At 72.0% G+C, this 12,474-nt stretch carries 9 protein-coding genes; 5 read left to right on the top strand and 4 right to left on the bottom strand.

Translation table 11 applies throughout. From position 1 onward, the window contains the following. Positions 1-5: 5 nt before the first annotated feature. On the top strand, positions 6-1,286 hold the full coding sequence (locus OHA19_RS05700; RefSeq protein ID WP_405719256.1) for an MFS transporter: 1,281 nt from the start codon (positions 6-8) through the stop codon (positions 1,284-1,286). 141 nt (positions 1,287-1,427) lie between these two features. Here the strand turns inward: OHA19_RS05700 and OHA19_RS05695 are convergent, their stop codons facing one another. Further along, the gene (locus OHA19_RS05695; protein WP_405719259.1) at positions 1,428-2,957 is read right to left on the bottom strand and encodes an amino acid permease; all 1,530 of its coding nucleotides are present in this window, start codon (positions 2,955-2,957) and stop codon (positions 1,428-1,430) included. An 87-nt stretch (positions 2,958-3,044) separates the two neighbouring features. Further along, positions 3,045-4,052, bottom strand: a complete 1,008-nt coding sequence (locus OHA19_RS05690) for a hypothetical protein (protein WP_405719261.1) — start codon at positions 4,050-4,052, stop codon at positions 3,045-3,047. A 443-nt stretch (positions 4,053-4,495) separates the two neighbouring features. On the opposite strand from OHA19_RS05690, the gene OHA19_RS05685 reads away from it, so the two are divergent. Genes OHA19_RS05685 through OHA19_RS05675 form a run of 3 tightly spaced genes read left to right on the top strand, consistent with a single transcriptional unit; the run spans position 4,496 to position 8,605 of the window. Continuing rightward, positions 4,496-5,929 (top strand): FGGY family carbohydrate kinase, encoded by a 1,434-nt coding sequence (locus tag OHA19_RS05685; protein WP_405719264.1) that lies wholly within the window; start codon positions 4,496-4,498, stop codon positions 5,927-5,929. A 19-nt stretch (positions 5,930-5,948) separates the two neighbouring features. Further along, positions 5,949-7,373 carry an NAD(P)/FAD-dependent oxidoreductase gene (locus OHA19_RS05680; RefSeq protein WP_405719267.1) on the top strand — a complete coding sequence of 475 codons (1,425 nt, stop codon included), beginning with the start codon at positions 5,949-5,951 and terminating at the stop codon, positions 7,371-7,373. After that, positions 7,370-8,605 carry an FAD-dependent oxidoreductase gene (locus OHA19_RS05675; RefSeq protein ID WP_405719270.1) on the top strand — a complete coding sequence of 412 codons (1,236 nt, stop codon included), beginning with the start codon at positions 7,370-7,372 and terminating at the stop codon, positions 8,603-8,605. The genes OHA19_RS05680 and OHA19_RS05675 overlap by 4 nt, the downstream gene beginning before the upstream one ends. A 29-nt stretch (positions 8,606-8,634) precedes the next feature. Here OHA19_RS05675 and OHA19_RS05670 read toward each other — a convergent pair whose 3' ends face one another. After that, positions 8,635-9,087, bottom strand: coding sequence for a hypothetical protein (locus OHA19_RS05670; RefSeq protein ID WP_405719273.1), 453 nt, complete (start codon positions 9,085-9,087; stop codon positions 8,635-8,637). A gap of 120 nt (positions 9,088-9,207) precedes the next feature. After that, positions 9,208-9,717 (bottom strand): DUF309 domain-containing protein, encoded by a 510-nt coding sequence (locus OHA19_RS05665; protein ID WP_405719276.1) that lies wholly within the window; start codon positions 9,715-9,717, stop codon positions 9,208-9,210. Positions 9,718-9,824: 107 nt separating this feature from the next. Here OHA19_RS05665 and OHA19_RS05660 point away from each other — a divergent pair, with 107 nt between their 5' ends. Continuing rightward, positions 9,825-12,458, top strand: coding sequence for an ATP-binding protein (locus OHA19_RS05660; protein ID WP_405719279.1), 2,634 nt, complete (start codon positions 9,825-9,827; stop codon positions 12,456-12,458). Positions 12,459-12,474: the final 16 nt, after the last annotated feature.

Below are 12,474 nucleotides of genomic sequence, written 5' to 3'. Positions count from 1 at the left end.
ACGGGATGGAGCAACTGCCCGACCCACCGCCCCCTTCGGCCGAGACCCGTTCCGCCGGTGCCGGGACCGACCACCCCGCCCGATCCGGACGTGCCCTGCTGCGCCACCGGCCGTTCGCGCTGCTGTGCGGGGAACAGATCGCCAGCTCCGTCGGGCGCCAGGTCACCGCCCTGGCCCTCGCGCTGCTCGCCGTGACCCGGCTGGGCGCCGGGCCCTTCGGCGCCTCCGCGCTGATGGCACTGAGCTACCTCCCGGGTGCCCTGCTCGGCCCGTTCGCCGGAGTGCTGGTCGACCGGGCACGGCTGCGCGCACTGACCGTGCTCCTCACCGTTCTCCAGGTGCTGGTCGTCGGCTCCGTACCTCTGGCGGACGCGCTGGGGCGGCTCGGGCTGCCCCAGCTGTACGTGGTGGCCACCCTGTCCGGCGCGCTGACCTCCATGCTCGCCGTCGCCCTCCAGGCGGCTCTGCCCCGGGTCGTGCGTCGCGAGCAGCTGCTGTCCGCCAACTCGGCGCTGACCGGTGCCCGGACCACCGGGCAGATCGGCGGCCCCGCGCTCGGCGGTGTGCTGGTGGGCCTCACCGGGGCCTCCGCCGCGCTGCTGGCCGCCTGTGCGGCGTACGGCATCGAGGCGCTGCTGCTGCTGGGGCTTCCCGCCACGCTCAACTCCTCGGTCCACAAGGCCCGTCGAGACCAGGAATCCCGAACAGCCGCACTGCGCGCCGGGCTCGAAGTGGTACGTGGCGAAAGGCTGTTGCGCCGGCAGGTGCTCGCGGGGGCCGGTTTCAACCTCGGCAGCGGAGCCGTCGACGCGCTCTTCGTGCTCTACGCCACCCGTGATCTCGGGCTGCCGGCCTGGCAGTTGGGGACGGTCTACACCGCCTTCAGTGTCGCCACCGTCCTCGGAGTGCTGCTGGCGGGCCGGTTCGCCGCCACCATCGGGCTGGCCGCGGCGACCCGGGTCTGCGCGGTGGTGGCCGCCCTCGCGATCTTCCTGATCCCGGGCGCCTCGCTCGGGCCCGGCTTCCCGGCGCTGCTGGCGTACCAGTTCGTCTTCGGTCTTGCGGCCACGGTCTGGGCCATCTCCATGACCACCACCCAGCAACTGATCACACCGCCTGAGCTCCAGGGCCGGGTTGCCGGGGTCCTGCAGGCCGCGCTCATCGGTACGGTGCCGGTCGGCGCCCTCGGCGGCGGTGCGCTCGCCGCCTGGCTGGGCAATGTGCCGGTGCTCACCGGCGGGGCGACGGTGGCACTCGTGGCCGCCGCCTGCCTCTGGCTGCCGTAGAGCCGTAGAGCCGTAGAGCCGTAGAGCCGTAGAGCCGTGGCGTCGTACGCCGGGGGAGAAGGCTCCACCACGCACGCGGCCCTCCCGGACCGCCGCCTGTCGGCGGGGCGTTCCGGAAGGGCCGGCGGGACAGAGGCAGGATCAGACGATGCCTTCCTCGATCTCCGCCTGCTCACGGGCGTTCCCGTACGCCGACGGCGTGCTGTACGAACGGCGGGCGACGAACCACCACACGGTGGCCAGGACCAGCACCGCGATCAGCGCGATCGACGCGTAGTTCATCGAGTCGACCGTCACCGGGGAGGACTGCGGGAGCAGGAACAGCACGGTCACGATGGCGACCCACACGACGGCGATCCAGCCGATCGGCTTGCTCCAGCGGCCCAGGTGCCACGGCCCGCGTTCGAACCGGCTGCCGGAGCGCAGTTTCAGGAAGATCGGGATCGCGTAGGCCGGCGTGATGCCGATGACGTTGATCGCGGTCACCGCACCGTACGCGGTGGCGGAGTACAGCGAGGGCAGTGCGAGCACCCCGGCGACGACGACCGACAGCCACACCGCGTTGACCGGCGTCTGGGTGCGGGCACTCACCTTGTGCCACAGCGCCGAGCCCGGCAGGGCGTTGTCACGGCTGAAGGCGAACACCATCCGGCTCGCGGCGGCGACCTCGGCGTTGCCGCAGAACAGCTGTGCCGCGATCACGATCAGCAGCAGGGCGGTGGCGCCGGAGGTGCCCAGCGAGTCGATCAGGATCTGCGCCGGCGGTACTCCGGTGGCGCTGTTCTGGGTGCCCGCGTAGTCCTGGATGGCGAAGGTCAGCCCGGCGAGCAGTACGAAGCCGGCGATCCAGGAGACCCAGATCGCGCGGACGATGCCCTTGGCCGCCGTGACGGAGGCGTTCGACGTCTCCTCCGACAGGTGGGCGGAGGCGTCGTAGCCGCAGAAGGTGTACTGCGCGAGGAGCAGTCCGATCGCCGCCACGTACAACGGGTTGTGCCAGCCCGTGTCATTGACGAACTCGGTGAAGACGAACGACGGCGACTGGTGGTGCGAGGGGACGATCGCCAGCACGGTGACGATCACCGCGACACCGGCGAGATGCCACCACACACTGATGGAGTTGAGCACGCTGACGAGGCGGACACCGAAGAGGTTCAGCACGGCGTGCAGCAGCAGGATGCAGACAAAAATGATCATTGTCTTGCCCGGTGTGGGGGTGAATCCCCACTGGAGGTTCATCAGCGCACCGGTGAACAGCGCCGCCCCGTAGTCGATGCCCGCGATCGCGCCCAGCAGACCCAGCAGATTCAGCCAGCCTGTGTACCAGCCCCACTTGCGGCCGCCGAGCCGGTCGGCCATGTAGTACAGCGCTCCCGAGGTCGGGTACGCGCTGGTGACCTCGGCGAGCGCCATGCCGACACAGAGCACGAAGAGCCCGACACCGGCCCAGCCCCAGAGCATCACGGCCGGACCACCGGTCGACATGCCGAAGCCGTACAGGGTCATGCAGCCGGACAGGATCGAGATGACGGAGAAGCTGATGGCGAAGTTGCCGAAGCCTCCCATGCGGCGGGCGAGTACCGGCTGGTAGCCGAGTTCGCGCAGCCGCTCCTCCTCGTCCTTCGGCGGGTTTGCCTCCGCGCCCGACTGGGTCGGGGTGGATATGGACATCGGGAAAACCTCCGTGAGCGGGTTGTGAAAGGGACGGACAGAATCGGTTCGGGACGGGGCGGGCACACGGCATCGCGGTGCCGTCGCTCAGCGCTGCGGCCCCCGTCCGGGGTCGCGGGAGACGGAGAGACAGCGGCTGCGGGCACGCAGAAAGACGTCCTCCGCGTCTCCGGGGCCCTTGCGGCCACGTGTGCGGTACACCCAGGGAACCGAGGTGAAATAGGGGCCGAGCTCCTGGAACACCGTTGCGGCCTCGGCGAACCGGAGGGCTCCCCACAGGGCATGCGCCAGATGGTTGAGATCGAGCAGGGAGTGCGAGAGAGGTGGTGTGCGACGGAACCAGAGCTCCAGCGCACGGGCCGCGTCCCGTTCCGCGTCCTCTGTGACCCAGTGCAGGTCCAGGGCCTTCTCATGGCCCTGTTCTCGGCGGTAGCGCTCGACCCGCACATAGAGCGGCAGCACATGAAGCGCGGATCCGTCGGGTGCCGAAGAGGCGGCCCACTGAACGAAGTTGACCGCTTCCGAGAGCGATCCGCCGGCCTTGCGCGCGTAGACGAACTGGAGCATCCGGTGGTAGGCCTCGCGATTGCACGGATCGCGTTTGTCGGCCTCGGCAAGCAGCCCCCACGGGCCGGGGAAGAGCATCGGTCCCGGCGGGTGCAGCCGGTGTTCCTCCAGCTGCTGGTGTTCGTCCAGCTGGGACAGGGCCAGCAGGCACACCCACGGCACCGGGTCCGCGGGCGAGGCGTTCGCGGCCGTCCGGCAGGCCTGCCAGGCCTCCTGCCACAACTCCTGTGCGCGGTGGTGGCTTTCGCGGTGGGCACGCACCGCCCTTTCGACGACGACGCGCGCCTGCATCACCGTGGCGGCGACGCTCCGGGGGTCCTCGGCCAGCCAGGCCTGCACCGCGTCCGACCCGGCGGCAACCGCCCCGAGCACCTGTGTGCGCTGGGTCCACAGGGTCCAGTCCGGCGTACTCTCCAGCAGGCTCCGCATGGACATCCAGCGGCCGGTGCGCAGGTCCTGTAGCGCGACCCGCAGATCGTTGTCATGGCCGGCCGGGTGGTAGACCGGCCGGAATTCACTGTTGGCCATGGACTCGCCCTGCCCCTGTACGACAGGCCGGCATACGACGGTCTGGAGATCTCCTCAGCACGTCACGCAACCCGTTGGCGGCATGGAACCCGTGCAACTGCGGAAGGCCGGGACATCGGTGGTCGGGAGTTCGGGGCAGGGTGTCGGTCTCATCAATCCTCAAGGACGTGGGGGGCGAAGCAGCTGTTGAAGAGCGAACTGCTCGAAAGCGTCCGGTTGTTGCTCGGCGGTGAGTGTAAGGCCAGTCACTCCGAACTCCGGACCGATTCGCGGATCTTACTCAAGTCAGCCGAATCCCTTGGACGTTGAAAGATGTACCGGTTGTTCCGGTCGCGTCCCCGGGCGGCCCTTGACGTACGCGGTGGTCTGCACCACTCTGGGCGGCGAGTTCAGTGATCACGATTCCGTTCAAGCCGCAGAGCTTCCGCGTAACTGGAGATTCGATGACAGGCCCGGTACTCGCCGTGGACCAGGGCACGTCGGGGACGAAGGCTCTGGTGATCTGTCCCGAGCGAGGTGTGATCGGCTCCGCTTCCGTTCCGGTGCGAAACCGGCACGGGGCCGGGGGAGTGGTCGAGGCGGACCCCGCCGAACTGCTCGGCTCGGTCGTCGAAGCGGGCCGCCGGGCGTTACGGGAGGCCGCCGAACCCGTGGTCGCGGTCGGCCTCGCCAACCAGGGCGAGACGGTGCTCGCCTGGGACCCGGACACAGGACGGCCGCTCACCGACGCGATCGTCTGGCAGGACCGGCGAGCCGCCTCGGTCTGCGAAGAACTCGCCCAGCATGACCAGGAGTTGACGGAGCTCACCGGGTTGCCCCTCGACCCGTACTTCGCGGCGCCGAAGATGGCCTGGATCCGCCGGGAGCTGACCCGCGAAGGCGTCGTCACCACCAGCGACTCCTGGCTCGTCCATCAGCTGACCGGCACGTTCGTCACCGATGTGGCGACGGCGGGGCGCACCCAGCTGCTCGACCTCGACCGGGCCGGCTGGTCGCCCCGGGCCCTGGACCTCTTCGGCCTCGGCGACGAACGGCTGCCCGACGTCGTCGACTGCGACACCACGGTCGGTACGACGACCGCCTTCGGCGGTGAACTCCCGGTGACCGGCCTGCTCGTCGATCAGCAGGCCGCCCTCCTCGCCCAGAACGCCCTGGACCCGGGCAACGCCAAGTGCACCTACGGAACGGGTGCCTTCCTGCTCGCCCAGACCGGACCGGCCCCGTGCCGCGGCTCGACCGGACTGGTCAGCTGCGTCGCCTGGCGGCTCGGCGGCCGTACGAGCTACTGCCTCGACGGGCAGGTGTACACCGCCGCGTCCGCCGTCGACTGGCTCACCGGACTGGGGGTGATCTCCGGAGCGGCCGACCTCGACCCGGTCGGCACGGCCGTCCCCGACTCCGGCGGCGTCACCTTCGTACCGGCACTCGCCGGCCTCGCCGCCCCCTGGTGGCGCGGTGACCTGCGCGGATCGATGACCGGCCTTGGCCTCGGCACCACCTCGGGCCATCTGGTGCGGGCCCTGTGCGAAGGCATCGCGGCCCAGGTCGTCGAGCTCACCGAGGCGGTCGCGACCGACCTCGGCTCGCCGCTGACCTCGCTCCGGGTCGACGGCGGCCTGACCCGGTCCGGACTGCTCATGCAGACCCAGGCCGACCTGCTGCAACGGCCCGTCGAGGTGTCCGCCCTGCCCGATGTCACCGCACTCGGTGTCGGAGCCGTCGCCCGGCTCGGCCTCGACCCGCGGCTCCCGGTCCGGCAGGCCCTGCCCGACTGGAAGCCGGCCGCCGTGTACGAACCCCGGATCGGCGCCGACGAGGCGGCCGAACGGCTCGCCGGATTCCGGACCGCCGTGCAGACCCTGCTGGACCGTGCCTGAGACGTACGAGAGTCACGCGATGAGCCCCACGATCACCACGGCCGGCGAACTGGCCACCGTCGAGCCGCCCGGCGGCCCGCTCCACGACGTGACCGTCGTCGGTGCGGGCGTCGTCGGCGCCGCCATCGCCCGCGAACTGGCCCGCTACCGGCTGCGCACCGCACTCCTGGACGCCTCCGACGACATCGGCAACGCGACCTCGAAGGCCAACACCGCCATCCTGCACACGGGTTTCGACGCCGTCCCCGGCTCCCTGGAGGCCCGGCTCGTACGCGAGGGTGAGCGCAGACTCCGCGCGTACGCGGTCGAGAGCGGCATCCCCGTCGAACGCGTCGGAGCCCTGCTCGTCGCCTGGGACGAGGACCAACTGGCCGCACTCCCCGCCCTGTTGGCAAAGGCCGAGCGGAACGACTACCACGCCGCACGCCTCCTGGACGCCGACGAACTGCGCGCCCGCGAACCCCACCTGGGCCCCGGTGCCCTCGGCGCACTCGAAATCCCCGACGAGAGCATCATCTGCCCCTGGACGACCCCGCTCGCCTACGCCACCCAGGCCGTGCGTGCCGGAGTCCATCTGCACCTCAACTGCCGGGTACGGCACGTCGAGAGCGGCGATGACGTCCACACCCTCACCACCACCCGAGGACTGCTGCGCACCCGCCACCTGATCAACGCTGCCGGACTGTACGCCGACGAGCTCGACCGGGAACTCGGCCACGACGATTTCACCGTCACCCCGCGCCGCGGCCAGCTCATCGTCTTCGACAAGCTCGCCCGCGATCTCGTCGGCCACATCCTGCTGCCGGTGCCCACCGCCGCCGGGAAGGGAGTCCTGGTCGCACCGACCGTCTTCGGCAATGTGCTGCTCGGCCCCACCGCCGAGGACCTCGACGACAAGACCGCCACCGGATCGACGGCCGACGCGATCGCCCTGCTCCGCGAGAAGGGCCGCCGCATCCTGCCAGGACTGCTCGACGAGGAAGTCACCGCCGTCTACGCCGGACTCCGTGCCGCGACCGGCCAGGAGGACTACCGCATCCGCTCCCGGCCGGAGCGGCGGTACATCACCGTGGGCGGCATCCGCTCCACCGGACTCACCGCCTCCATGGCCATCGCCGCACATGTCACGGAACTGCTCGGCGACTCGGGCCTCGATCTCGGCACGCCGTCCGAACTGCCGCCCGTCACCATGCCCAACCTCGGCGAGGCATTCCCGCGCCCGTACCAGGACGCCGGACTCATCGCGGCGGATCCTGCGTACGGCACGCTGGTCTGCCACTGCGAACGTGTCTCGGCGGGCGAGATCAGGGACGCCCTGGCCGGCCCGGTGCCGCCGCACTCCCCGGACGGCCTGCGACGCAGGACGAGAGCCGGGAACGGACGGTGCCAGGGGTTCTACTGCGGGGCCGCGGTCCGCGCGCTCTTCGAGGAGGCCCGGCCATGACCCGGCACGAACGGACCGTCGACGTGCTGATCGTCGGGGGCGGCCCGGCCGGCCTCGGTGCCGGGGCCGAACTCGCCGCGTCCGGCGCCGGCCGGGTCGAGATCCTGGAACGCGAACAGACCGCGGGCGGCATCCCACGCCACTGCCACCACGGCGGATTCGGCGGCCACACGATCGGTGGGGGAGGGGCGACCGGGCCCGCGTTCGCCCGGAGCCGCGTGGCCGCCGCCGTACGCGCCGGAGCCACCCTGCGCACCGGTGTCACCGTCACCGGCTGGGCGGGTCCGCTCACCGTGGACACCACCGCACCCACCGGCCTCGAACGGATCACCGCCCGCGCGGTGATCCTCGCCACCGGCGCCCGTGAACGCCCCCGCAGCGCCCGCCTCGTCCCCGGCAGCCGCCCACCCGGCGTCTACACCACCGGTGAACTCCAGCAGGCCGTCCACCTGTACCGGCAGCGGATCGGCACCCGGGCGGTCGTCATCGGCGACGAGCCCGTCAGCCGTGCCGCGGCCGACACCCTGCGCGTCGCGGGTGTGGACGTCGTCGCCATGGTCACCGACCGGCCGGCTCCCCGGCTCGCCGCCCTGACCCGGCCCGGGGAGCGCACCCCGGTCCTCGGCCGCACCACCGTCACCGCCCTGACCGGCCGGAAACGGCTCACCGGCGTCTCGGTGCGCCACCACGACGGCCGGACCGCGACGCTGCGCTGCGACACCGTCGTCTTCACCGGCGACTGGATCCCCGACCACGAACTCGCCCGGCGCGGCGAGGTCACCCTCGACCCAGGCACCCGCGGCCCCGCGTACGACGCCGCCCACCGCACGAACCGCACCGGAGTCTTCGCTGTCGGCAACCTGCTGCACGGAGTGGAGAGCGCGGGCGTCGCACTGGCCGAGGGCCGGGCCGTCGCCGCGCCCGTACTGCGTCATCTGACGACTGGTCAGTGGCCCACGGGCCGACCGCCCATCGCGGTCGACTCCCCACTGCGGTGGATCGCACCGAACCTCGTGAGCCCGGTCGGCGACCTCCCGCTCCGGGGCCGCTTCGTCCTGCGCGCCGACCGGCGACTGCCCTCGCCGCTGCTCGTCGTCCGCCAGGACGGCGGGGAGCTCCATCGTCAGCGCCTGCTGCTGCCCGCCGTGCCGGGCCGTCCGTTCCATCTGCGCGGCGACTGGCTGGAGAGGGCCGATCCGAACGGCGGGACCGTGCGGGTCTCGGTGCGCTGAGCGTACGGTCTCGCTGCGCTGAGCGTACGTCAGGGAATCAGCAGCCAGTCGGACCCGATCGCCGCAACGAGACCGACGGCAAGCAGCCAACTGCCCAGACGGGTACGGCCGTTCCGGCTGAGCTCGATCACGATCCCGCACAGGATCAGCGCGAGCCCGTACACCCCGACCACCAGGACAGAGGACCGGCTGGCGATCCGCAGCGCGAGGACCACCGCCATCGCGGCCATGCCTACCGCCGAGAGGGCCATCCGCAGCCGTCTCGCCTGGCGCGGTGTCAGCTTCCGGTCCCCGGCCTCCCCGTCGGCACCGGTCTCCCCGTCCGTACCGGTCTCCATGTCCGCCGCGGGGTCCGTCTCCGCGACGGCCTCGGGGCCGGCCTCGGGACCGGCTTCGGAGACGGTTTCCGGACCGGCTTCGGGACCGGTCTCGGGGACGGGTATCGGGGTGTCCACGGCCTGGTCCTGGTCAGAAGTGCTCATGACGCGCGATCGTAATCGGTGCGGGCCGCCCTGTTCACCGCTCCGGGCGACGGGCGGGCAATATGACCCAGGCGTGACGTGGGCCCGGCCGCATCCCGCCCCTCGGCGGTGCGGTCCGGGTCACCCGTCCTGGAGCCGCAGGCGCGGTGCCTCGGCGGTCGCGTCGACCGGCTCGGCATGCCCCGACCCGTCCCCCGCCGCCTCCACCCGCCCGGCCAGCTCCCCGGCCCAGCCGATCAGCCCGTCGACGCCGAGCCCGTACGGCCGGACCCCGGCGAACTCCGCGAGCGCCGCCGCCCCGCGCCGCAACAGCCGGGCCCCGCCCGTCGCATTGCCCCGGGCCGCATGGGTCAGCCCCACGGCCAACTGGGCGAGACCGCGCCACAACTCCCGTTCCGCCGACGGACCCGACTTCCAGGCGTCCTCGAACACCTCGTGCGCATGGAACGGCATTCCCGCGTCCAGCAGCCGTTGTGCCTCCCGCACCGTCTCCTCGGGGGTACGGGCCACCCCCTCCGGCTGCCGTTCGACCCCCGGCGCCCCGTACGGAAGGGGGCGTCCCAACCCGTCGCGCGGGCGGGCGTTGCGCGCCCGGCCCTCGATGTCGCGGTCCCTGCGAGTCTCGTCCACGCCACGATTGTGCCCCGCACCTGCGGCGAACTGTCCGAACCACTGTCCGTGGACCCCCGGACACGACTAGTGTCGAAGCCATCCGCACCACCCTGGGGAGGGTAGGCATGAAGCCGTCCCGGCCGCTGTACGAGCGCGAACCGGAACTCGCTGCCGCCGCACAAGCCGTGGACGCCCTTTGCGGCGCCCAGGCCGTCGGCGGGCTGCTGATCTTCAGCGGCGAGGCAGGCATCGGCAAGACAGCACTGCTCGGCGAGATCCAGACGATCGCCGCCGACCGCTGCACCGTCTGGTCTGCACGAGGCGGCGAAACGGTCACATCCGTGCCGTTCCACGTCGTGCGCCAGCTGCTGCAACCCGCACTCGACCGATTCCCGCCCGACGAGGCGCGGGCCCTGTTCGGCCCCTGGTACGAGATCGCCGCACCCGCCCTCGGACTGGCCGAGCCGACCGGCCCGCAGCCGGACCCGCAAGGTGTTCGGGACGGCCTCGACTTCGTCGTCGCCCGGCTCGCGTCCCGGCTGAGCCACCGTCCGCTGCTGCTCATCATCGACGACGCGCACTGGGCGGACGGCGAATCCCTCGCCTGGCTCGCCTCGTTCACCGCCCGCCTCGGCGAACTGCCCGTCCTGGTCGTCCAGGCCCACCGACCGGAAGAACTGGCGGCGCGGCAGAAGGAGAGCGGACCGGGCAGCTCCCACCCCTCCCAAGTCAGGGTCGCGCTGCGCGCACTCACCCCGGACGCCACCGCGGAACTGGTCCGCGCGGCCCTCGGCGAACACGCCGACGACCCGTTCTGCCGCGAGGTGTGGGCCGTCACCGGCGGCAACCCCTACGAGGCGGTCGAGCTCGTCGCCAAGGTCCAGGACCGCGAACTGGTACCGCTGGAGGAGTCGGCCGGACTGCTGCGCGAGCTCGGTGCGTCGGCCCGGGGCAGCGGCCTCGTCGCCCGGCTCGAACGACTCGGCACCAACGCGAACCGGTTCGCCTGGGCCGCCGCCGTACTCGGCACGGACATCTCCCAGGACCTCGCAGCCACCCTGGCCGGAATGAGTTCCGCCGAGGCCGCCGACTGCACGGCACGGCTCCGTGAGGCCCGTATCGTCACCGGCTTCGACCCGCTGGAGTTCGTCCACCCGCTCATCGCGAGCGCGGTGTACCGCTCCATCCCGCCGGCCACCCGCACCGCCATGCACGGCCGCGCCGCCTGGGCGATCACCCGGGCCGGACTCGGCCCCGCCGCGGCCTCCCGCCATCTGCTCGAAGTGCACCCGGACGACGACCAGGAACTGGTCGAGCAGCTCCGTGAAGCGGCCAAGCAGCATCTCGCCGTGGGCGCACCGGAGGCCGCCCGCCGCTGCCTCGAACGTGCCCTGCAGGAACCACCGCGCCAGCGCGTGAAGGCCACCCTGCTGTACGAACTGGGCTGCGCCACGCTGCTCAGTTCCCCGGCCACCACCGTCCAGCACCTGCGCGCCGCACTCGACATGCCGGGACTCGGCGACGACCAGCGGGTCGACGCCACCTACCGGCTCGCGGCCGCGCACTCGCACAACAACCAGCTCAAGGAGGCGGCCGGCGCCCTCGCCGCGGAGGCCGCGCGCACCGCTCCGGGCCCCGGCCTGATGCGGCTCCAGGCGGCCCACTTCCTCTGGGAGGGCATGCAGGCGGACGAGGAGGACGGTCCCGGGCGATCCGGCCGGCTCGCTCGGAACGCCGACCACCTGCACGGCCGCGACAACGCCGAGCGCGCCCTTCTCACCCTCCGCGCCTTCGACGCCATGCTGCGCGGCGAGAACTCCCAGCTCATCGTCGACCTCTGCGAACGTGCCCTGGTCGACGGCCGCCCCGCCCGGGGCCTCGGCTGGACCGACACGGAGTGGGGCTTCGAGCTGCCGACCCTCGTCGGCATCACCTACGCCTTCACCGACCAGCTCGACCGGGCCGAGGAACTCTTCGGCGAGGCCGTCCGGGCCTTCGAGATCTCCGGCTGGAGCGGGGCGCATCTCGCGTTCTCGCACACCCTGCTCGGACTGGTCCACCGCCGTCGCGGACGACTCGCCGAGGCCGAGGGCTTCCTGCGCGAAGGACTGCGCCTTGCCGACCGGGTCGGCAGCGGACTCCCGGTCCACTGGGACGCGGCCTGCCTGCTCATCGACACCCTGGTCGCCCGGGGCCGGGTCACCGAGGCCCGCGAGATCGCCGACCGCTACGCCTTCGGCGCGCCGTACCCCAGCGCGATGGTGCTGCCCGACGGCCCGTGCGTACGCGGTCGGCTGCTGCTGGCCGAAGGCCGTACGAAGGAAGCGATCACCGAGCTCGAAGCGGCCGGCCACGCCCTCGAACCCCGTGGCAGGTTCAACGGGGTGTGGGCACCCTGGGCCGGTGATCTGGCCCGTGCCCTGGCCGAGGAGGACCCGGCCCGCGCCGCCCAACTCGCCACCACGGCCCGGGTGCACGCCGAGCGCTTCGGCACGGACACCGCGATCGGTGAGGCCCTGCGCTGTGTCTCCCTGTTCGCCGGACCCGAGGACGCCACCCACCTGCTGGCCGAGTCGGTCCGTCACCTGGAGGCGTCCCCGTCCGCGTACGAACACGCGCTGGCCCTCGTCGACTACGGCATCGCGATCCGCTCACCGCGCGAACTCGCCCGAGCGCACAAACTGGCCACCGCGTGCGGTTCGGAAACCCTGGCGAACCGCGCCCACCAGGCACGGGCGTCGATCCGGTCCTCGGAGTGAGGTAATGTTTGTCCTG

This window comes from Streptomyces sp. NBC_00012, from assembly GCF_045040875.1.
In the GTDB taxonomy this organism is placed as follows: domain Bacteria; phylum Actinomycetota; class Actinomycetes; order Streptomycetales; family Streptomycetaceae; genus Streptomyces.
This window is presented reverse-complemented; position numbering and strand designations above follow the sequence as displayed.

Coding starts and splice junctions, on each gene's coding strand:
- OHA19_RS05690 (WP_405719261.1), bottom strand. CDS start 4,052: ATGGCCAACAGTGAATTCCGGCCGGTCTACCACCCGGCCGGCCATGAC.
- OHA19_RS05680 (WP_405719267.1), top strand. CDS start 5,949: ATGAGCCCCACGATCACCACGGCCGGCGAACTGGCCACCGTCGAGCCG.
- OHA19_RS05670 (WP_405719273.1), bottom strand. CDS start 9,087: ATGAGCACTTCTGACCAGGACCAGGCCGTGGACACCCCGATACCCGTC.
- OHA19_RS05675 (WP_405719270.1), top strand. CDS start 7,370: ATGACCCGGCACGAACGGACCGTCGACGTGCTGATCGTCGGGGGCGGC.
- OHA19_RS05695 (WP_405719259.1), bottom strand. CDS start 2,957: ATGTCCATATCCACCCCGACCCAGTCGGGCGCGGAGGCAAACCCGCCG.
- OHA19_RS05660 (WP_405719279.1), top strand. CDS start 9,825: ATGAAGCCGTCCCGGCCGCTGTACGAGCGCGAACCGGAACTCGCTGCC.
- OHA19_RS05700 (WP_405719256.1), top strand. CDS start 6: ATGGAGCAACTGCCCGACCCACCGCCCCCTTCGGCCGAGACCCGTTCC.
- OHA19_RS05685 (WP_405719264.1), top strand. CDS start 4,496: ATGACAGGCCCGGTACTCGCCGTGGACCAGGGCACGTCGGGGACGAAG.